18 protein-coding genes are annotated in these 19,812 nt (G+C 64.4%); 7 read left to right on the plus strand and 11 right to left on the minus strand.

Features of this window, described 5'->3' with window-relative positions:
• Window positions 1-247 precede the first annotated feature (247 nt).
• A complete protein-coding gene (locus AB4M76_RS07710; RefSeq protein WP_368441222.1) occupies window positions 248-961 on the plus strand; it encodes a DUF1223 domain-containing protein in 714 nt (237 codons plus the stop codon).
• Window positions 962-967: 6 nt separating this feature from the next.
• On the opposite strand, the gene AB4M76_RS07715 is transcribed toward AB4M76_RS07710, so the two are convergent.
• The 5 genes from AB4M76_RS07715 to AB4M76_RS07735 form a co-directional block, all read right to left on the minus strand.
• Window positions 968-1,876 carry a lysophospholipid acyltransferase family protein gene (locus tag AB4M76_RS07715; protein ID WP_368441224.1) on the minus strand — a complete coding sequence of 303 codons (909 nt, stop codon included), beginning with the start codon at window positions 1,874-1,876 and terminating at the stop codon, window positions 968-970.
• An 85-nt stretch (window positions 1,877-1,961) separates the two neighbouring features.
• Window positions 1,962-3,023 (minus strand): flagellar motor switch protein FliG, encoded by a 1,062-nt coding sequence (locus tag AB4M76_RS07720; RefSeq protein WP_368442401.1) that lies wholly within the window; start codon window positions 3,021-3,023, stop codon window positions 1,962-1,964.
• A gap of 154 nt (window positions 3,024-3,177) precedes the next feature.
• A complete protein-coding gene (locus AB4M76_RS07725) occupies window positions 3,178-3,336 on the minus strand; it encodes a hypothetical protein (RefSeq protein WP_368441226.1) in 159 nt (52 codons plus the stop codon).
• Window positions 3,337-3,410: 74 nt separating this feature from the next.
• Window positions 3,411-4,715, minus strand: coding sequence for an adenylosuccinate lyase (gene purB / locus AB4M76_RS07730; protein ID WP_368441228.1), 1,305 nt, complete (start codon window positions 4,713-4,715; stop codon window positions 3,411-3,413).
• Between the two features lie 239 nt (window positions 4,716-4,954).
• Window positions 4,955-6,166, minus strand: a complete 1,212-nt coding sequence (locus tag AB4M76_RS07735) for an alpha/beta fold hydrolase (protein WP_368441229.1) — start codon at window positions 6,164-6,166, stop codon at window positions 4,955-4,957.
• A gap of 166 nt (window positions 6,167-6,332) precedes the next feature.
• Here AB4M76_RS07735 and AB4M76_RS07740 point away from each other — a divergent pair, with 166 nt between their 5' ends.
• From AB4M76_RS07740 to AB4M76_RS07765, 6 genes are all read left to right on the plus strand, one after another.
• Window positions 6,333-7,487, plus strand: coding sequence for a PLP-dependent aspartate aminotransferase family protein (locus AB4M76_RS07740; RefSeq protein ID WP_368441230.1), 1,155 nt, complete (start codon window positions 6,333-6,335; stop codon window positions 7,485-7,487).
• Window positions 7,488-7,645: 158 nt separating this feature from the next.
• The gene (gene coxB, locus AB4M76_RS07745) at window positions 7,646-8,596 is read left to right on the plus strand and encodes a cytochrome c oxidase subunit II (RefSeq protein WP_368441232.1); all 951 of its coding nucleotides are present in this window, start codon (window positions 7,646-7,648) and stop codon (window positions 8,594-8,596) included.
• Window positions 8,593-11,157, plus strand: coding sequence for a cytochrome c oxidase subunit I (gene ctaD, locus AB4M76_RS07750; protein WP_368441233.1), 2,565 nt, complete (start codon window positions 8,593-8,595; stop codon window positions 11,155-11,157). The genes coxB and ctaD overlap by 4 nt, the downstream gene beginning before the upstream one ends.
• Window positions 11,154-11,552 carry a hypothetical protein gene (locus AB4M76_RS07755; RefSeq protein ID WP_368441234.1) on the plus strand — a complete coding sequence of 133 codons (399 nt, stop codon included), beginning with the start codon at window positions 11,154-11,156 and terminating at the stop codon, window positions 11,550-11,552. The genes ctaD and AB4M76_RS07755 overlap by 4 nt, the downstream gene beginning before the upstream one ends.
• Window positions 11,549-12,124, plus strand: a complete 576-nt coding sequence (locus AB4M76_RS07760) for a cytochrome c oxidase assembly protein (RefSeq protein ID WP_368441236.1) — start codon at window positions 11,549-11,551, stop codon at window positions 12,122-12,124. The genes AB4M76_RS07755 and AB4M76_RS07760 overlap by 4 nt, the downstream gene beginning before the upstream one ends.
• Window positions 12,121-13,149, plus strand: a complete 1,029-nt coding sequence (locus AB4M76_RS07765) for a c-type cytochrome (RefSeq protein ID WP_368441238.1) — start codon at window positions 12,121-12,123, stop codon at window positions 13,147-13,149. The genes AB4M76_RS07760 and AB4M76_RS07765 overlap by 4 nt, the downstream gene beginning before the upstream one ends.
• 3 nt (window positions 13,150-13,152) lie before the next feature.
• Here the strand turns inward: AB4M76_RS07765 and ligD are convergent, their stop codons facing one another.
• From ligD to AB4M76_RS07795, 6 genes are all read right to left on the minus strand, one after another.
• Window positions 13,153-15,618, minus strand: coding sequence for a DNA ligase D (ligD, locus tag AB4M76_RS07770; protein ID WP_368441239.1), 2,466 nt, complete (start codon window positions 15,616-15,618; stop codon window positions 13,153-13,155).
• The gene (locus tag AB4M76_RS07775; protein ID WP_368441240.1) at window positions 15,618-16,460 is read right to left on the minus strand and encodes a Ku protein; all 843 of its coding nucleotides are present in this window, start codon (window positions 16,458-16,460) and stop codon (window positions 15,618-15,620) included. The genes ligD and AB4M76_RS07775 overlap by 1 nt, the downstream gene beginning before the upstream one ends.
• 14 nt (window positions 16,461-16,474) lie before the next feature.
• The gene (locus tag AB4M76_RS07780) at window positions 16,475-17,419 is read right to left on the minus strand and encodes a YihY/virulence factor BrkB family protein (RefSeq protein WP_368441242.1); all 945 of its coding nucleotides are present in this window, start codon (window positions 17,417-17,419) and stop codon (window positions 16,475-16,477) included.
• 74 nt (window positions 17,420-17,493) lie between these two features.
• The gene (locus AB4M76_RS07785) at window positions 17,494-18,750 is read right to left on the minus strand and encodes a DUF3618 domain-containing protein (protein WP_368441244.1); all 1,257 of its coding nucleotides are present in this window, start codon (window positions 18,748-18,750) and stop codon (window positions 17,494-17,496) included.
• Window positions 18,740-19,147, minus strand: coding sequence for a phage holin family protein (locus AB4M76_RS07790; RefSeq protein ID WP_368441245.1), 408 nt, complete (start codon window positions 19,145-19,147; stop codon window positions 18,740-18,742). The genes AB4M76_RS07785 and AB4M76_RS07790 overlap by 11 nt, the downstream gene beginning before the upstream one ends.
• Window positions 19,144-19,767 carry a hypothetical protein gene (locus tag AB4M76_RS07795; RefSeq protein WP_368441247.1) on the minus strand — a complete coding sequence of 208 codons (624 nt, stop codon included), beginning with the start codon at window positions 19,765-19,767 and terminating at the stop codon, window positions 19,144-19,146. Before AB4M76_RS07795 ends, AB4M76_RS07790 begins: the two co-directional genes overlap by 4 nt.
• Window positions 19,768-19,812: the final 45 nt, after the last annotated feature.

A 19,812-nucleotide genomic window follows, 5' to 3' on the forward strand; every position in this document is an offset into this window, starting at 1 on the left:
CGGGGGTTGATGGGTGGCGAAGTTGACGCCTCAATGCCACTATGGGCGCGGCGGTTCAACTGTTACCAATTGGTTCTGGCTGCCATGTATACCATTGTGTACCGTTTTTGAAGCGGTTTTGTCGGCCCCCGCAGCACAATCGGGCGAAAGGCGGCCTCGCGCCGTTTCAACAAAGGTTGATTGGCATTCCACCTTGGCTAGGGCTAACCTCTGGCCACAGTAAAAAACCGGATGCGTTTAAGATTTGATGAAGACTTTGTTGCTGCCTCTCCTGACCGGCCTGTCGCTTCTGGCGGCCCCTTTGCATGCGGAATTGGACCGGCCCGTGGTGGTTGAGCTTTTCACCTCACAGGGCTGTTCGGCCTGCCCGGAAGCCGATGCGATGCTGGCCGAGCTTGCCCCGCGCGACGATATCATCGCGCTGGCCCTGCATGTGGATTACTGGGATTATATCGGTTGGAAAGACCCTTTTGGCGATCCGGCCCATGCCGAGCGCCAGCGCGCCTATGCCGCCGTGGGGGGGCGGCGCAGTGTGTTCACGCCCGAATTGATCGTGCAGGGGCAGACCGACATCATGGGCGCCAAACCGATGAAGCTGATGGAGGCGATCGAGCAACATGCGCAGACCGCGCCCACCGTGGCGTTGGAAATTGCGCGGACGGGCGCGGCGCTGCAGATCAGGGCAGAGCCGCTCGGCGCGGATGTCGGCCCCGCCACGGTGCATCTGCTGCGCTATTCGCCCGAGGAACAGACCAAAGTCACCCGCGGCGAGAATGCGGGCCGGATGATGACCCATGCCAATATCGTCCACGGCTGGACCGTCTTGGGCAGTTGGGATGGCGCGACACCGCTGGCCCTGCAGGCGGAGGCGCCCGGCGAGGCCCCGGTGGTGGTCTTGATCCAAGAGCAAGAAGCCGGGGGCGGGCCGGGGCCGATCCTGGCGGCGGCGCGGCTGAGGTAACGCGGCTCAGGTCTCGTGAGGGCGCCAGCGCCGGTGCACCCAGAACCATTGTTCGGGGTTTTCTTCCACGCGGGCGGTCAGACTGTCGTTCAACGCCTGTGTCATGGTCAACGGGTCGCTATGCGGCACCGGGGCCTCGACAACCACGTCGAAACTGATCCCATCCTCCTGCCGGATGCCGTAGAAGGGGATCAACAGCGCGTCATAGCGCAGCGCCAGCTCCGCGGCCGAGACGGCGGTGCGGGCGGGTTGGCCGATGAAGTCGAGGATCGGGGCGCGTATCACATGCTGGTCGAACAGAAGCACCAGCCGTCCGCCCTGTTTCAGATGCCGCACGAAACCGGCCGTGCCGCGCCGCCCCTGCGGGAACACCGGACCGCCGAAAGCCTCAAGCGTTTTGACGTAATGCGCGTTGAAATAAGGGTTTTTCATCTCGCGGTACAGACCGCCGATATCATAGCCCCGCGCCACCAAAGCCGCGCGCACGGCTTCGTAATTGCCAAAATGGCCGGTGACCAGAATGACAGGACGCCCGGCCTCGCGCGCCGCTTCCAAAGCCGCCATGCCCGGCCCGTGGGGCGTGGCCTCGGCCATGCGGGCGGGGAAGTCCTGCGAGGAGTAGTTTTCAATGAAGGACCGGCCCAGATTGTTCAGGCAACGGGTCGCAATCTCCGCCCGGCGGGACTGGGGCATATCGGGCCAGACATGCTCAAGGTTCGCCAGGGCGCGCCGCCGATAGCCCGCCAACGGGGCCAGCACATGCTGCACAAGCGCCCCGACAAAACGCACCCGCAGGCGGTAGGGCAAGGCCAGCGCCAGCCGAATGATGCCGACAATCAGCAGATTGCCGAAATAGTGCCGGGCGCGGCGGCCCAGGGGGGAGGCTGGCTGTTCTTGGGGCTTTTGTTCCGGCATGGGGGCTCTGACAGGCTGTGAATTCGGTCTGACATAGCCTGCTACCGAGGGCGCAACAAGTCATGCCGGCCCGGCTGCGCAAGGCTTAGCCGTCCTCCTCCACTTCCTCGCTGAGCAGAATGAGGTCGCCCCGCGCCTCCATCTCGCGGATCGCGCTGACGATTTCCGACATCGCCGCTTCGGCTTCTGCGGCTTTGACCTTGCCCGCCTCGCCGATTTCCTCGCGCAGTTGGTCGGCCATACGGGCGGACATGTTCTCAAGGATGAAATCGCGCGAGGCGGCGTAGCCTGCCGCTTCGGCCCCGGCCAGCGCCAGCACCAGACGCGCCTGATCGATCTCGCGCAGCACCCGCGGCAGGTCGCGCGGGGCGATGCGGGCGGGGATATTGGCGAAGGTGAAAATCGCCTTGCGCACCGCATTGGCAAAGCCCTGATCGGTCTCGTCCAATCCTTCGAGCAGGTCATCGCGGGTGAGCGTCGTGGAGGAATTGAGGATCGCACCGACCCGTTCGACCGGGTCACTGTCAAAGGCGCGTTGCGGCTGGTCGTCGAGCTGCATGGCGAGCGAGAGGCCAATGCGATCCACCGCGTCCGGGGTCACGGCGCTGGTCAGCGACACCGCATAGGTGATGCGCCGCGCATGGGGGCCGGGCAGGCGGCCCAGCAGGTCGGCGGCGGTGGCGACCTTGAGCTTGGAGAGCAGGACGGCGGCCACTTCGACACTTTCATTCTCCAGCACCGGCAGCAGTTTTTCCGGCTCCAGCGCGCCGATCCGCGCCCAAGGATCACCGGCCATGCGCACGCCCGCCTCCTTGCGCAGCCGCGCGGCGGTCTGGCGGCTGATCTTACCGTCCAGCACATCCAGCGCGGCGCCGATGCCACTGGGGAAAGACAGGCCGATACTGTCCAGTTCCTCGGCAAATTCCGAGACGACAGCGCCCAGCGTGTCACGGTCCACGCTGCGCATGGAACCCATCTGCTGGGTCAGGCTGATCTGGAGGTCTTCTGGCAGGTCTTCGATCGGCAGATCGGCGCCTTCGTTCAGCAAGAGCCGCACGACGATCGCCGCTTTGGCCCTGCGGCTGAGCGGCGCGCGCGGGGGCGCACCGAGCACATCCAGCGGCGCGAAGCCGCCCATCGGTATCATGTCGTTCATCCGTGCCCCCCTCAACTCTCTGCGCCTGGGGCAGAGGTGACAGGCAAAGGTGAACAAAGCTTGAAATCAACCCGAAGGAAAAAGGTCAAATGCGCTGTATCGGCCTATTGACCACGCATGGGTTCCGTAGGTTCAATCAAGCCGGTCAGGTTGTTGCATCGGGCACGCAGGTGCCGCTGCTGATGTCGAGTGTCATCCCATCCGCGCAGGTCATGACCTGTCTGTCGTGACTGCAGCCGTTGGCAAGCGCGAGGCTGGGGGCCGTAAGCGCCATGAGGGCGCTGAGTGTCAGTGCGAGTTTCATATCGTTTGCTCCTTTGACAGGCGCGGGCAGGATACACCCACCCGCGCGAATCTCAAAGCGTTACGATCCGCACCTCACGCGCCAAAGACGCGTTTGAAGATCGTGTCGACATGTTTGGTGTGATAGCCCATGTCGAATTTCTCGTTCACACCGTCTTCGCCAAGGGCCGCGACGACTTCTTCGTCGGCCAGCAGCAATTCGCGGAAATCGAGGCGTTCTTCCCAGACTTTCAGGGCATTGCGCTGGACCATGGAATAGGCATCCTCGCGGCTCACGCCGGCTTGGGTCAGGGCCAGAAGCACCCGCTGGCTCATCACGAGGCCGGGGAATTTGTTCATGTTCTCCAGCATGTTCTCGGGGAAGATCAGCATCTTGTCGACGACGCCCGCCAGACGGTGCAGGGCGAAGTCCAGCGTCACGGTGGCATCCGGGCCGATGCCGCGCTCGACCGAGGAATGCGAGATGTCGCGTTCGTGCCAAAGCGCCACATTCTCCATCGCCGGGATCACCGACATCCGCACCAGACGGGCAAGCCCGGTCAGGTTCTCGGTCAGCACCGGGTTCTTCTTATGCGGCATGGCCGAGGAGCCCTTCTGCCCCATGGAGAAAAATTCCGCCCCTTCCAGCACTTCGGTGCGCTGCATGTGCCGGATTTCCACCGCAACATTCTCAATGCTGCTGGCGATGACGCCCAAGGTGGCAAAGAACATCGCGTGACGGTCGCGCGGGATCACCTGGGTCGAGATCGGCTCGGGGTTGAGGCCCAGTTGCGCGCAGACATGCTCTTCGACGCGCGGGTCGATATTGGCGAAAGTGCCGACAGCGCCCGAGATCGCACCGGTGGCGATTTCCTCACGCGCGGCGACAAGGCGGGCGCGGCCCCGGTCCATCTCGGCATAAAAGCGGGCGAAGGTGAGGCCCATGGTGGTCGGCTCGGCGTGGATGCCATGGCTGCGACCCACGCGGACGGTGTCCTTATGCTCAAGCGCGCGTTTCTTCAGCGCTGCGAGCAGCTTGTCCATGCCTTCGAGCAGCAGATCGGCGGCGCGGGTCAGTTGCACGTTGAAACAGGTGTCGAGCACGTCGGAGGAGGTCATACCTTGGTGTACGAAACGCGCCTCATCGCTGCCGACATGTTCGGCCAGATGGGTGAGGAAGGCGATGACGTCATGTTTGGTGACGGCTTCGATTTCGTCAATGCGGGCGACGTCAAATTCCACGTCCTTGGCTTTCCACACGGCCTCGGCGTTTTCGCGCGGGATCACACCCAGATCGGCCATGGCGTCGCAGGCATGGGCCTCGATCTCGTACCAGATGCGGAATTTCGTTTCCGGCGACCAGACGGCAACCATATCGGGACGGGAGTAGCGGGGGATCATGCGCGCACCTTTTTAGGACAGAGGATGGGTCAGGGGCGGCATAGACTGACTTGGGGTTAAGGACAAGTCTGAGGGGTGAGGGAGATGAGGGCCAGCGCCTGCCCGTGGGTTGGCGATCTAAACGTGGCCTCGTGACACTTTATGGTGCAGCCATAATGTGGGTTCGAGATGGTACGCCCAGCCTCGCTAAATCGGCGCCTGCGGCTTGAGTCCGGGCTGGGGTGGTAAGGTCACCGTAACTACAGCAGTTCCGTCACCACCGTTGAACTGCGCTCCAAGGTCCGATGCACCGGGCATTTATCTGCAATCTCCAACAACCGCGTGCGCTGGTCCGCGCTGAGGTCCCCCTCCAGCCGGATACGCCGCCGCCAGGTATCGACCTTCTCCGCCGCGCCGGTCCCCGCATCCTGCGCGTGGACCTTGTCGTGGCAGACATCCACGCTCACGCTTTCCAGCGGCCAGCCCTTGCGCCGCGCATACATGCGGATCGTCATCGAGGTGCAAGCGCCGAGACCGGCCGAGAGGAACCCGTAGGGCGACATGCCGCGGTTGGTCCCGCCATAGGCCAGCGGCTCATCGGCCAGCGCGTGATGATGCGGCCCGGCATTGACGTCCTGCAAGAACCCTTCGGGATCGGCCTCGCTCACCCGCACGATACCCTCTGGCGCGCCGGGGGGCGGGGCGGGGGATTTCAGGCCGAGGTAGCGGTCCGCCCATGTCGCGATGATCTCTGCCGCATATTCGGCATCCCCGGCACGGGTGATCAGATGGTCCGCATCATCCAGCGTGACAAAGCTCTTGGGGTGTCTGGCGGCGATGAAGATTTGCCCCGCATTGTCGATGCTGACAATCTCATCGCGCGGGGCATGCATGACCAAAAGCGCCGCCTTGAGCTTTTCAATGTCCGGGGCGAGCGTTGCGCCCTGCACATCTTCGACAAAGGCGCGGCTCACGGTAAAGGGCCGCCCGCCAAGGTTCACTTCGGCCTGACCCTTGGCGCTGATCTCGGGCAGGCTTTCGGCAAAACTATGGGTGACATGCGCGGGATCGAAGGGCGCGCCAAGGGTGGCCACGGCCCGGACCTCAGGCAGTTGCGCCGCAGCTTTCAGCACCGCCGCACCACCGAGCGAATGGCCGATCAAGAGCGTGGGCGCCATGTTCCGGCCGCGCAGATACCCGCAGGCGGCGATGAGGTCATCGACATTGGAGGAAAACGAGGTCTCTTCAAACGCACCCTCGGACTGTCCCAGACCGGTAAAGTCAAACCGCAGCACCGCAATGCCCATCGCCGCGAGACGCGCCGCAATGCGCCGTGCCGCGTGGCCATCTTTGCCACAGGTAAAACAATGGGCGAAAAGTGCCGTGGCCAGATGCGGCCCCTCGGGCAGGTCCAGCCGACCGGCCAGATCCGCGCCTTTGGGGCCGGGGAAGGTGATGCGTTCGGTGGCCATAGGATGCTCCAAGATCTTTGCAGCCATGGTGGCATGTTCTGGCTTGGGATCAAGAGCCGCCCGCCGCCGCTCACCCAAGCGTGACGGGACCGCAGGGGGGTGATCTCATTTGCCCCGGCTAATTGCTTTGTATACCACTTGCACAAACATCAGTCGGAGAGAGCCCTTGGCCACGCCCCCCAAATCGAAACTGCACCCCGCCACCATCGCCGCCCAAGCCGCCGGGGCCGTTGATCCTGCCTCGGGCGGGGTCGTGCCGCCGGTGCAATTTGCCACCACCTATCTGCGGGATGAGAATTACGCGCTGGTGAACCCCGACAACATGTATCTGCGCGCGCATAATGAGAACACGCGGGTCGCGGAGCGGATGCTGGGGGCGCTGGAAGGGGCCGAGGACACGCTGATCTTCCCCTCGGGCATGGCCGCCATTGCCGCCGTCTTTCGCACCGTGCCGACCGGGGCGCATGTGCTGGTGCAGAGTCAGATCTACTGGGGCACCACGAAATGGATTCGCGATTTCTGCAGCCGGCGGCAGATCACGCTGCATGAGGTCGATGCCTCTGATCTTGACGCCTTCACCGCGGTCTGCCGCGAGCAGAAGCCAGACCTCTGCCTGATCGAGACACCCTCGAACCCATGGCTGCGGATCACCGACATCGCCGCGACCGCCGAGGTCGCGCATGAGGTGGGCGCGGCGCTCGTGGTCGACAGCACGGCCGCCAGCCCGGTGCTGAGCCAGCCGCTCAGCTTTGGCGCGGATATCGTCATGCATTCGGCGACCAAGGGGATCAACGGCCATTCCGACGTACTGGCCGGTTCGCTCGCGACCAAGACACCCGACGCGCCGCGCTGGCAGATGATCCGCGATGACCGCAATGAGGCGGGGGCCGTGATCGGCCCGATGGAGGCGTGGCTGCTCACCCGTGGCATGCGCACCCTGCCGCTGAGGATGCGAGAGATGTCGCGCAATGCGATGGCGCTGGCGGAGTTCCTGTCGGACCATCCGCAGGTCGAGCAGGTCATGTATCCCGGGTTGCCAGACCATCTCGGCCATGATCTCGCCCGCCAGCAGATGCAAGGCGGCTACGGCGGGCTGTTGTCCTTTGTGGTCAAAGGCGGGGCCGAGGCGGCTTTGAAGGCCACGGGGCGGCTGCAACTCTTCCACCGCGCCACCTCGCTTGGCGGCGTCGAAAGCCTTGTCGAGCATCGCCATACGATCGAGCCGCACACCGGCATCCCCGAAGGGCTGTTGCGCCTTTCGGTCGGGATTGAGGATATCGAGGATCTGGGGGCCGATCTGGGGCAGGCACTGGGGCAATAGATCCAAGCTCGCCAAGGGCTTGTCGCGCGCTATCTGCGGGGGCATGACGCACTAGTTTCCACACGAGCTGGCAGGCTGGCGTCGAACCGGTCGAACCCTGTGAGGAAACCTTGCGCCTGAGATCCGCCGTGAACATTCTGCGACGCGCAGCCTTGCTGATGCCCCTCAGCCACCTGGCGGCCTGCGAAGGGCGGCAATCGGTGCTGAACCCCGCCGGGCGCGATGCGCAGGATGTGCTCGGGCTGATCTGGGTCATGTTCGGCGGCGCGCTGCTGCTCTGGGTCCTGCTGGGCGCGATCTTTGTCTATGTCACCCGGGTTGAGCCGCGTGAGATGCCAAGGCGCTGGGGCGAGGCGCTGATCATCGGTGGCGGGGTGATCTTTCCGGTGGTCCTGCTGGGGGCGCTGCTGGCCTATAGCCTGCCGATGATGGCCCCCCAGCGCGCGGCAGAGGCGGGGCTCAAGGTGCATATCACCGCCGAGCAATGGTGGTGGCGGGTGGATTATGAACTGCCCGATGGCCGCCGCATCACCTCTGCCAATGAGCTGCGCCTGCCGGTGGGGCGGCGGACCGGGCTGGTGCTGAATGCCCATAAGGTGATCCACGCCTTTTGGGTGCCAGCGCTGGGCGGCAAGGTCGATATGATCCCGGGGCGCGAGACCTATCTGTCGTTCCAGCCCGAGAAACCCGGAGTGTACCGGGGGCAATGCGCCGAATTCTGCGGTGCCTCCCATGCGCTGATGGCTTTTGAGACTGTGGTGATGACGCCCGAAGACTTCGCCGCATGGCTTAAGGCCGAAGCCGCTGACGCTGCCCCGCCTGCCAGCGGGGAAGCCTACCGCGGCGCGGCAGTCTTTGCCCGCGAAGGCTGCGGTGGCTGCCATACGCTGCGCGGGACGCAGGCGCGGGGGCAGGTGGGGCCGGACCTCACCCATGTCGGCAGCCGCAAGAGCCTTGGCGCGGGGATATTGGAGATGACCGAAGACCACCTCAGCCGCTTCATCGCCCATACCGAAGCCCTCAAACCCGAAGTCGCCATGCCCGGCTATGACCATCTGAGCCTCGAAGACCTGCGCGCCCTTGCGGCCTATCTGAAAGGGCTGACATGACCCGACCGCAGCCGCTGCCCACGGCCCAAGGCCCCTATCCGCCGAGTGAGGTAATGCTTTCAGCGCCGGTCCCGCAGGCCGAGCAGGACCGTGGCGCGGCCGAGCTGCGCGCGGCATGGAAGACACCGCAGGGCTGGCGCTACGTCACGGCGGTGAACAATACCGAAGTCGGGGTCTGGTATTCGCTGACGGCGTTGGCCTTCATGCTGATCGCGGGGCTTCTGGCACTGATGATGCGGGTGCAACTGGCCTTTCCGGACATGGCCTTCCTCGACGCGGACCGCTTCAACCAATTGTTCACCATGCATGGCTCGGCGATGATGTTCCTCTTTGCCGTGCCGATGTTCGAGGCGATCTCGATCCTGATCCTGCCCGCCTTCCTCGGCGCGCGCGACATGCCGTTTCCGCGGCTCTCGGCCTATGGCTATTGGTGTTTCCTGATCGGCGGCATCTTTGTGCTTGGCTCACTGCTGTTCGACGCCGGGCCAAAGGCGGGCTGGTTCATGTATCCGCCGCTGGCCACCAAGGAAGAGGGGATCGGCCCCGACATCTGGCTCTTGGGTCTCAGCTTCATCGAGGTCGCCTCCATCGCCGCTGCCGTCGAGTTGATCGTCGGCGCGCTCAAATGCCGCCCGCCGGGGATGCGTGTGAACATCATGCCGCTCTATGCGTGGTATGTGCTGGTGGTGGGCGGGATGATCCTCTTTGCCTTTCCGCCGCTGATCGCGGGCGATTTCCTGTTTGAGCTGGAACGCTCCTTCGACTGGCCCTTCTTTGACCCCAGCCGCGGGGGCGATCCGATCCTCTGGCAGCATCTCTTCTGGATCTTCGGCCATCCGGAAGTCTATATCATCTTCCTGCCCTCCATCGCGGTGGCGGCGATGATCGTGCCCACCGTGGCGCAGCGCCCGATCGTGGGCTATTCCTGGATCGTGCTGAGCGCGGTTGGCACCGGGTTTCTCAGCTTCGGGCTCTGGGTGCATCACATGTTCACCACCGGGCTGCCGCAGATATCGCTTGGCTTCTTCTCGGCGGCCTCCGAGGCGGTGGTGATCCCCACCGGCATCCAGATCTTCGCCTTCGTCGCCACGCTGATGGTCGGGCGGGTGAAACTCACGCTGCCGATGCTCTGGATCGCGGGGGCGCTGGCGATTTTTGTGGCGGGCGGGCTGACGGGGGTGATGCTGGCCATCGTGCCCTTTAACTGGCAGGTGCATGACACCTATTTCGTCGTGGCGCATCTGCATTACACGCTCTTTGGCGGCATGGTCTTTCCGCTGATCGCGGGGGTCTATTACTTCTACCCGTTCTTCGCGAAAAAACTACTGAGCGCGCGATTGGGCCGCTGGGCGTTCTGGCTGACCTTCACAGGTTTCAACATCACCTTCCTGCCGATGCATCTAACCGGGTTGATGGGGATGCCGCGACGGGTCTTTACCTATCCCGAGAGTTCCGGCTGGGGGGGGCTGAACCTGATCTCGACCCTTGGCGCTTTCATCGTGGCAGCCGGCTTTGCGGTGTTCCTCTTTGATCTGCTGCGCCCGAAAAAGGCGCAGGGAGAGATTGCCCGCAACCCCTGGGGCGCGGGCACGCTTGAGTTCTCGCATGACATCCCCGAAGAGGCATGGGGCGCGCGCTCGGTGCCCTATGTCACCTCGCGCTACCCGCTGTGGGACCAGCCCAAGCTGCTCGCCCGTATGGACGCGGGGCGCTACTATCTGCCCGACGCGCCAAACCACCAGCGCGAGACCATCGTGACCAGTGTGATCGACGCCAAACCCGTGCATGTGCAGCCCGTCACCGGCCCGGCGTGGATCACCATTCTGGCGGCCATTTTCACCGGCGGGGCGTTTATTTTTCCGACGTTCCATCTCTATACCCCGGCGATCATCTGCGCCGCTTTCGCCATCGTCTGCATCATATATTGGCTCTGGACCAGCACCGCGCGGCCCCCGAAAGACGAGCTGCGCGAGGCCGGGCTGGGCCTGCGCCTGCCGACCTATGCCTCGGGGCCGCAGTCGGTCGGCTGGTGGGGCATGTGGATCACCATGCTGGGCGATGCCACGGCCTTTGCCAGCGTGGTCTTCGGATTCTTCTTTTACTGGACCGCGCGGCCCGACTTTCCCCCCGACGGCGCGGCGCATCCTGTGGGGGTCTGGGTCGCCCTTGCCGCCGCAGCCGGGCTGACCGCCTGGGCGCTCACTGTCGCGGCGCGCGAGGCCAATGCGCGCGGGCAGGTGGCTTGGGCGCGGCTGGCTTTGCTGTTGGCGCCTTTGGCGGCCTGCGCGGCTGGCGTGGCGGCTTGGGCCGCGGTGCGCGCGCTTGATCCGACGAGCCATGTCTATCCCGCGATCCTCTGGGCGCTGATGGTCTGGCTGGTGGTTCATCTTGGCGCGGGGGTGGTGATGCAGGGCTACTGCCTCGCCGGGAGCCTCTTTGGCAAAGTCACCCCGCGCCATGATGCCGATCTGCGCAATGTGACGCTCTACTGGCACTTCATGGCGGTGAAGGCATTGGTGACAACCGCCGTGCTGGGGCTTGCGCCGGGGTGGCTGACATGAGCGACATTCGCGACGAACAAGACACCCATGAGTTTCGCGCCGAAGCCCTGAGCCTCTGGCGGATCACCTTTGGCCCGCTGATCTGGGCGCTGCATTTTCTTGCCTGCTACGGCGCAACGGCGCTGGTCTGCGCCAAGGCCGCGGAGGCGGTGCCGCTGCTGCGCCTGGGCATCGGGCTTGGCACGCTGCTGGCGCTGGCGCTGATCTTTTGGCTGGGGCTGCAAGCCTGGCGGCAATGGGACCTGCGCCGCGACCGGGAATGGGAGAACGACGCAGGCACCAGCGAGGATCGGCATCAGTTTCTGGGCCATGCGGCATTTCTGCTCGCCGGCATCTCCTTTATTGGGGTGCTCTATGTGGCCTTGCCCGCGCTCTTGATCGAAAGCTGCGCGTGACGCGGGGGCTCGGATATCTGGGCCTTGCGCTTTTGGCGGTGCTCTGGCTGTTGCCGCTGGGGCGTTGGCTCGGGGCCGATTTCCCGCATCACATGATGCGCCATATGGGGCTGGTCGCCGTGGTGGCCCCGCTTCTGGTGCTGGGCTTTCCCCGGGCCACCGCGCCCTTCGCGCGCTCGCCGCTTCTGGGGGCGGTGGTGGAGTTCGCCGTGGTCTGGGGCTGGCATCTGCCGGCGCTGCATGGCTGGGCCGATGGCAGCGGGCCGGGGCTGATCCTGGAACAGGGCAGCTTTGCCCTTTCCGGGCTGCTGGTCTGGGCCGGCTGTCTGCGCGGCGATGCTCTGGCCGGGGCCGGAGGGCTCTTGCTCACCTCCATGCATATGACCCTGCTCGGCGCGCTGATCATCCTTGCCCCGCGGGACCTATATGCAGATATCTGTGGCCGCGCGGCGGATCTGGGCGCGCAGCAATTGGGCGGCTTGCTGATGCTCGGGATCGGCACGCCGATCTACCTTGTCGCAGGGCTGGCCTTGGTCGCAGCAGCGTTGAACCGGCGGGAGGATATGGCATGAAACGGGTGATTCAGACCTTGGCCGCCTTGGCCCTTGGCGGGGCTATCATCGGGGCGTCAATTGTCGGTTTCGGCCTCTATAACGTCTCGGCGGGCGAGGGGCATTTCCCGGGCGTGCGCTGGCTCTTCCATACGACCTTTCAGCAATCCGTCAGGCTGCGCGCGCCGGGGCCGGAAGAACGGCCCGACGATATCACACACCCCGACCGTGTGGCGCTTGGCGCGCTGCATTTCAAATCCGCCTGCGCCTTTTGCCATGCCCTGCCGGGGCAAAGCCAAAGCGCCACCGCCCGCGCAATGGAGCCGCCGCCGCCCCATATCACCGATGCGATCCCGGGCTGGGAGGCGCCGGAATTGTTCTGGATCATCAAGGAAGGCGTCAAGATGACCGGCATGCCGCATTGGCCCGCGCCGGGTCGCGGGGATGAGATCTGGTCCGTGGTGGCCTATCTCACCGCACTGCCGGATGCCGAAGCGCAGATCGCCTTGACCGGAGAGGGGCGCGGCCGGGCGCGCTGTGCGCAATGTCACGGTGAGGCGGGCAAAAGCCGCAACAGCTATATTCCCCGGCTCGATCTGCTGACCCCCGGCCAGATCGCCGAGGCGCTGCGCCAGTACAGGGGCGGGCAGCGGGCGAGCGGGATCATGCAGGAGGCCGCAGCGCAGCTGTCCGACAGCCAGATCGCGGCTTTGGCGCAGAAATATGGCTCACCGAAAGCCCCGCAGCGGCAGGCTGACCCCGCGCCAGAGGCGGAATCGTCGGGCGCCCGTCTGGCCCAGCATGGCAGCGGGGACGTGCCGGCCTGCACCGCCTGTCACGGGCCGGGGCGGCGGGCCGATGCCCCGATCGCGCCCTTGCTCGCGGGGCAGAGCCAAGCCTATCTGGAAGTGCAGTTGAAGCTCTGGCGGGAGGGGCAGAGAGGCGGCGGGGAGCGCGCCAAAGTGATGCGCAAAGCCGCGCAGGATTTGAACGACGACGACATCGAGGCGCTGGCGGCGTGGTTTTCTGGCCTTGCTGCTGAATAGCCCCTAGTCTTCGGACCAGTCTTGCAGCGCCGCGATCACCCCGTCGGTCAGCGATTGCAGATCATCCTGTACCGCCAGCGCCGGGCAGGGCTGCTTGAGCCGCGCCGCCATGTCGTTCATCTGAAAACCGTTGGGCGCGTCCAGTTTCTCCAACTCCGCCCATGTCACCGGCACTGCCACCGGCGCACCGGGGCGGGCGCGCAGGGAATAGGGCGCGATTGCCGTGGCACCCCGCTCATTGCGCAGCCAATCGATAAAGACACGGCCCTTGCGCTTGGCTTTGGACATCGTCGCGGTGTAGCGCTCTGGCGCGCGGGCCGCCATCACATGGGCGAAGGTCTTGGAAAACAGCTTCAGCGTCTCCCAGCTGCGCGTCCGCCGCAGCGCCAGCCAGACATGCACGCCCTTGCCCCCGGTCACGATCGCGCCGGCACGCAGGCCAAGCGCGTCGAGCGCATCGCGCACCTCAAAGGCCGCCGCGCGGACATCCTGCCAGTCCAGCCCCTCATCGGGGTCAAGATCAAAGACCAGCCGGTCGGGCCGGTCCAGCCGGTCCACCCGCGCGCCCCAGATGTGATATTCAAGGCTGCCCATCTGCGCCGCCGCGATCAGCCCCTCGGGGCGCGTGCTATAGAGGTAATCCGCCGCCTTCCCATCGCTTTCCTCGATCTGCACCCGCGACAGCGCCTCGGGCATCCCGCCGCTGTCGTGTTTTTGGAAGAAACACTGCCCGTCGATCCCCGAAGGGCAGCGGAACAGCGACAGCGGGCGATGGCCCATCAGTTCGATCATCCGGTCGCCGACGCGCTGATAATGCCGCGCCACATCGCCTTTGGTACAGCCCGCGTCGGGAAAGACCTTGCGGTCGGCGTTGCTGATCCGCACGCCGGCAACGGTGCTGTCGCTTGCCATATCGTCCTCCTCTGCCTCCTGCGGCTGCTCCAGCGTGACCTCGGCGGCTTCCTTGTCCTGCCGCAGCCCAAGGAAACTGCCATGGCGGATGATGCCATCGCTGGTGAACTCCGCGAAGTCGATCTCGGCCACCAGATCGGCGCGCACCCATTTCGCATCGCGGGCGATATCGGGCGGCACGTTTTTCACCGGGGGTGTTTTGCGGGCGGTCATGGCCTTGGCGAGCTCTGCCATCGTGGCTTCGGAAAAGCCGGTGCCGACACGGCCCTTGTAGCGCAGTTCCCCCGCCTCATGGCTGCCCAGCAGCAGGGAGGCAAAGGGCCGCCCTTTCTTGTCGGAGGGCGCGTAGCCGACGATGACGAACTCCTGCCGCCGGGTGCATTTCACCTTGAGCCAACTCTTGCTGCGCCGCCCGCGATAGGGCGCGTCGATCCGCTTGCTGATGATCCCCTCGGCCCCGGCCTTGCAGGCCTGTTCAAAGACCTTGTCGCCCTGGCCGATCACATGTTCACTCAGCCGCAGGGCACCGCCCTGGGGGACGCCAGAGAGCAGCGCGGCAAGCCGTTCGCGGCGCTCCAGTTGCGGCTGGTCGCGGAAGTCCGTGCCGTCGAGCGACAGCAGGTCGAAGGCGAAGAAAACCAGTGGATGGCCTTCCTTCAACGCCTTTTGCAAGGATGAAAACGCGGAGCCTTCGACCCGCGCCGCCATGACCTCCCCGTCGAGCAAAGCCGCGTCGCAGGGCAGGGCATCGAAAGCGCCGGTCAATCCGCTGAACTTCTCGGTCCAGTCCTTGCCGGACCGGGTGAAAAGCCGCAGACCGCCTTTGCCCAAGGACGCCAGACAGCGGTAGCCGTCGAACTTGGTCTCATGCATCCAATCGTTCCCGAGGGGCGCGTCGCTGACCAATGTGGCAAGCTGCGGTTTGACGAAGGCGGGCGCTTTGCCCTTGCGCTTGGGGCGGCTGTCCTGAACCGTCTTGGCGGGCGCATCCTCGGCGATCTCCTCCATCGTGCGGCCGCTTTCGATGGAGCGGGCGGTGCCTTTGGTCAGCCCATCGGCATCGTCATCCGCATAGTCGTCGCGTTCCTTGATCAGCAGCCAGTTCTCGCGCTTGCCCTGGCCGCGCATCCGCACCAGCGTCCAGCCGCCCTGCATGTGATGGCCTTGCAGGGTGAACTTTAGCTTGCCGTCCTTCAGCCCCTTGTCCACATCGCCCTGTGGCATCCATGTGCCGCGGTCCCAAAGCATCACCGTGCCGCCCCCATATTGGCCCTTGGGGATCGTGCCTTCAAAACCGCCATAATCAAGCGGGTGGTCTTCGGTCCGCACGGCAAGACGCTTTTCCGACGGGGCCGGGGCGGGGCCTTTGGTGACGGCCCAGCTCAGCAGCACCCCGTCCCATTCGAGCCGGAAATCGTAATGCAGCCGGCTGGCCGCATGTTTCTGCACAACGAAACTATAGCCCGCCGAGGCGGCGCGTGTCCCGCGCGGTTCTTGGGTGTGGTCGAAATCACGTTTGGCGTTGTAACTGGCCAGCCTGTCAGGGTTTTTCGCCATCACGAGGCTTTCTTGCGCGGCGCTTTCTTCTTGGCAGGCTTGGCTTTGCTGCCTTTGGCCTCTTTCAGGCTTTCTTTCAGTGCGCTCATCAGATCAATGACATTCTCCCCCTCGGCGGGGGCGTCCTCGCCGGTCTGCACCCGGGGGGTCTTTTTGTTCTTCACCTTGGCGTCCAAGAGCTTCTGCATCGCTTCGGCGTATTTGTCGCTATAGGCGCTGGCGTCGAAAGGCGCGGTCTTGCGGTCGATGAGCGAGGTCGCGACCTCCAGCAGCTCCTTGTCGGTCTCATCGTCCTCGATATCGGTGAATATCTCATCTGCCTCGCGCAGCTCATCGGCGTAATGCAGGGTCTCCATCAGCAGCCCATCGCCGCAGGGTTTGACGCAGGCGAGATATTCCTTGCCGCGCATCGTGACCTGACCCAGCCCAACTTTGCCCGCACTGCGCAGCGCATCGCGCACCACCCGGTAGGCATCCTGCGCCAGATCGTCCGAGGCGGTGATGTAATAGGGTTTGTCGAAATAGAGCGGCGAGATTTCGCAGGCGTCGACGAATTGAACCAGCTCAAAGGTCTTTTTGGTCTCAAGCTTGATCTGATCCACTTCTTCGGGGTCGAGCAGGATATATTCATCCCGGTTCACCTCATAGCCCTTGACGATATCCTCGGCCTTGATCGGGCCGATGCCGGGGACGGATTTTTCATAGCGCACGCGTTTGCCCGACGGTTTATGTATTTGCCTGAAGGACACTTTCGAACTGGTCTTGGTGGCCGAGAAAATCTCCACCGGGATCGAAACCAGCGAGAGGCGAAGTTGACCTTTCCAAAGTGCGCGCGGTGCCATGGTTTTTCCCCCTCTCAGCCCTTCGCTTCGCCAAGGTTATCGGCCTTTTCCGCGCCGCGCTGGCCCATCGGCTCGTCCGGGCCGACGGTGGTGTCATCGCGGGTCTGGGCTTCCATCTCGGAATTCAGCTCGGCCCCCAGCAAGACGATAAAGGCCGAGATCCAGAGCCACATCAGCAGGATGATCGCGCCCGCCATGCTGCCGAAGCTCTCGTTATAGCTGCCAAAGTTGCTGACATAGATCGAGAACCCGACCGAGGCGACGATCCACATGATACAGGCAATGACGGAGCCGGGGGTCAGCCACTTCCACTCCGCATTGTCGCGCGCGGGCCCGTAGCGGTACAATACCGCAAGCGCCAGAATGGTCAGCACCGCCAGCAAGACCCAGCTGCCGTAGGACAGCAGCGTTTCGATCCCCCCGGGCAATGCGAAAAAGCCGACAATGGCAGGGATCGCCAATGTGGCCCCCATGCCCAGAAGCAAGACGCCGATCAGCATGATGGTCAGCCCTAGGGTCCAGGCCATTCTTTTGACAAAGCCGCGGGTTTCATCTTCGTCATAGGCGACGTTCAGCCCTTCCATGAGGCTGCCGACCCCTTTGGAGGCGGAATAAAGCGCCAGTGCCAGACCGATGATAAAGGCCCAGCCAAGCCCGGTTTGTTCAGAACCTGTTACCGCCACAGCCTGATCGAGAATGATGGTCGCGGCCTCTTCCGGGATCATATCGGTGAGCGCGTCAAGCTGTGCGGTGACCTGTTCGGGCTCCATGACCAGACCGGCCAGAGCCATCAGGGCGGTGACGGCGGGAAAGATCGCCAGAAGCGCGTAAAAGGCCACCCCGGCGGCGACCAATGAGACGTGATCTTTGGCGATTTCGTCCTTGACCCGCAAAAGGATGTCTTTCCAACCCTTTGCCGGTATTTCCGTCGGCGTTTCCGCACCCCGTCCACGCGCCATAATCTAACCTCTGAATTCAGCAATCGGTTCAAATTGATCGGCCCGCCCCAAGGTCGGGGCGGGCCGGAAGGACGTCAGCTTTTGACGTCGCCTACTTTTTGCTTGTCGGCCTCGCTTTTCGCCGCATCGGCAACGCGCTGGCCGCTTTCCTTGGCCTTTTTCACCGCTGCATCTGCCGCGGTTTCCTCGTCAGAGGCGGCGTCGGCCTGTTCCTTGGTCTCTTGCAAGACCTTGCCAGCTTCCTCCTTGGCGGCCTGTGCAACCTTGCCGATTTTCTCGCGCTCTTCGGCGTAGATGCGTTCGGCCTCATGGAAGAGCGCATCGCTGTGCTCACCGAGATAGGCATCTTCGGTCCGGCTGCGGGGTAGGGCGGCACCGATGGCGGCCCCGACGGCCAGCGCCAGCGCGCCTGCCACCAGCGGATGCTCTTCGAACATATCCACCGCACGGTCGCGGCCCTGGCTGGCATAGCGGCCCGAGGCGTTCCAAGCGTCCACGGCACGGGCGCGGGCCATGACGATCCGCTCACGTGCTTCGGCGCTCATGCTTTCGGTGCCTTCTGACAGACGCTGGCGCAGCGCATGGGCGCGTTCGGTCGCCGCATTGGCGCCCTCCCGCACGCTGCCCGCCGCGCCGCTGGCGGTATGGCGCATGCTGTCAACCGCAGAGCTGGCCCCGCGCGACATCCGGTCCCGCGTATGACGGGCACCGCTTGCCACGGAAGACCCCGCAGAGCGGGCGCGGTCGGCAGCAGAGCCTGCGGCCCCTTTGACACTGCCTGCGGCCGAACCCGCAGCGCCCTTGACGCCGCTCGCGGCGGAGCGGGCACGGTCGCCCATGCCCCGGCTGTCGTCATCATCATCGTGATGCACATCGCGGGCCCAAGCGGGCAGACGGTCCTGCGCGCTGCGCTCGGAGCCATAGCTTGACGCATAGGCGCTGCTTGGCGCATTGGAGCGGCGGCTGTCGCGCAGGGCGGGGCGGTGGTCGGTATTGGTCACCGGCACCGGCGTGGGATGCGCGCGGTCACGGTCCAGACCCTCATAGCCCCGGCTGCTGCGGGTGTTGCCGCTGCCGAACATCAACCAAGCCAGACCGGCCCCGGTCAGCGCCAGAGCGACAGGGTTGCGCTTGGCCGCGTCGGAAAGCGAGCGGCCCCATTCGCCGCCATGCTCGCGGAACTGGTCCGAGAACTGACGCGCGATGCCTTCGACGGAGAAACGGTCTTGCAGGTCATCCAATGTATCGGCAAGCCCCGCGCGCTCACGCTCGATCTCGCGTTCGATCTCTTCGGGGTTTCGGTCTTCCGGATTTCTGGAGTCATTTGTCATCGTATACCTCCTTCATGGTCTGCGCGTCGCGCTTGACGTTCTTTGCAGTGCGGCTTGGCGCAAGGCTGCTGAGTTTCAGGTCGCTGGTGCCTTTGTTCATCATCACATAGGCGACGATCGCGAGCAGCACGCCGACGATCACGGCGGACCAACCGGCGGGGATGCCCGCTTCGGTCAGGGCGGCAACCAGCGCGGCGCTCAGCACGTTCAGCGCGGTCAAGGCAACCACCACGGCGCCGACGATCATGCCGATGGCAACACCAGCGTGTTTGAGATTTTCGTTCACCTCTGCGCGGGCCAGATCGACCTCCTTGCGCATCAGCGAACTCACATGGGAGAGTGCTTCGCTCAGCAGGCTCCCTGCGGATTTTTGGGTTTCGGGATGTTCGGTGCTCATGATTTTTCTCCCGTTACGACACTAGGGGAAGCAGGGGTGGCAGTGGCGCGGCTTGGCGCGGTGCTCGGCGCGTTGGACGCGGGGCGCGGGCCGGTGCCGGTCATCGGGCGGTCCATCCGGTCATCGTCGTCATATTCGACGCCTGTCCCGCCACCGGCATAGCCGCCACGTGGGCTGTCGCTCGACGCTTTGGCAAACCGGGTGGCCACGAAGCCCAGCAGGGCCGCCCCACCGAGGAAGACCATCGGATTGCGCTTGGCAAAGCCGTTCAGGTCATCGACCATTTCGCCCAGATCCTTGTCGCGCATCGAGTCGGATACATCGGCAAGACCATCGGCCAATTGGCTAAAGCTGCGTTCCTGCGGGGAGCCACTGCGCAGCTCATCCGCGGCGGTGCGCAATGCAGAAGCCACGCCCTTTACCTCATCAGCCGCCGTATCCCGGGCCTGATAGGCATAGTTTGTCGCTTCATTGGACACGGTATCGGCCACGTCGCGCGCTTGGGTCTTTGCGGTCTCAGCGGCACTGCTTGCAGCTGCGGCGGCCTTGTCCTTGGCGGCGCCTGCTTGCTCTTTCGTCGAGCCGCTCTGCGCATTTGGTGTTGTGGTGTTGTCAGGCATGTTAACCTCCTTTTTCAAAAGACGAGACTCAGGATCGCGAGAACG

The sequence above is a fragment of the Sulfitobacter sp. PS-8MA genome (assembly GCF_040933935.1).
Taxonomy (GTDB): Bacteria; Pseudomonadota; Alphaproteobacteria; order Rhodobacterales; family Rhodobacteraceae; genus Sulfitobacter.

Bases quoted from the DNA above. Each gene is read 5' to 3' on its own strand.
- AB4M76_RS07710 (WP_368441222.1), top strand. From the start codon at position 248: ATGAAGACTTTGTTGCTGCCTCTCCTGACCGGCCTGTCGCTTCTGGCG.
- AB4M76_RS07715 (WP_368441224.1), bottom strand. From the start codon at position 1,876: ATGCCGGAACAAAAGCCCCAAGAACAGCCAGCCTCCCCCCTGGGCCGC.
- AB4M76_RS07720 (WP_368442401.1), bottom strand. From the start codon at position 3,023: ATGATACCGATGGGCGGCTTCGCGCCGCTGGATGTGCTCGGTGCGCCC.
- AB4M76_RS07725 (WP_368441226.1), bottom strand. From the start codon at position 3,336: ATGAAACTCGCACTGACACTCAGCGCCCTCATGGCGCTTACGGCCCCC.
- purB (WP_368441228.1), bottom strand. From the start codon at position 4,715: ATGATCCCCCGCTACTCCCGTCCCGATATGGTTGCCGTCTGGTCGCCG.
- AB4M76_RS07735 (WP_368441229.1), bottom strand. From the start codon at position 6,166: ATGGCCACCGAACGCATCACCTTCCCCGGCCCCAAAGGCGCGGATCTG.
- coxB (WP_368441232.1), top strand. From the start codon at position 7,646: ATGCCCCTCAGCCACCTGGCGGCCTGCGAAGGGCGGCAATCGGTGCTG.
- ctaD (WP_368441233.1), top strand. From the start codon at position 8,593: ATGACCCGACCGCAGCCGCTGCCCACGGCCCAAGGCCCCTATCCGCCG.
- AB4M76_RS07755 (WP_368441234.1), top strand. From the start codon at position 11,154: ATGAGCGACATTCGCGACGAACAAGACACCCATGAGTTTCGCGCCGAA.
- AB4M76_RS07765 (WP_368441238.1), top strand. From the start codon at position 12,121: ATGAAACGGGTGATTCAGACCTTGGCCGCCTTGGCCCTTGGCGGGGCT.
- ligD (WP_368441239.1), bottom strand. From the start codon at position 15,618: ATGGCGAAAAACCCTGACAGGCTGGCCAGTTACAACGCCAAACGTGAT.
- AB4M76_RS07775 (WP_368441240.1), bottom strand. From the start codon at position 16,460: ATGGCACCGCGCGCACTTTGGAAAGGTCAACTTCGCCTCTCGCTGGTT.
- AB4M76_RS07780 (WP_368441242.1), bottom strand. From the start codon at position 17,419: ATGGCGCGTGGACGGGGTGCGGAAACGCCGACGGAAATACCGGCAAAG.
- AB4M76_RS07785 (WP_368441244.1), bottom strand. From the start codon at position 18,750: ATGACAAATGACTCCAGAAATCCGGAAGACCGAAACCCCGAAGAGATC.
- AB4M76_RS07790 (WP_368441245.1), bottom strand. From the start codon at position 19,147: ATGAGCACCGAACATCCCGAAACCCAAAAATCCGCAGGGAGCCTGCTG.
- AB4M76_RS07795 (WP_368441247.1), bottom strand. From the start codon at position 19,767: ATGCCTGACAACACCACAACACCAAATGCGCAGAGCGGCTCGACGAAA.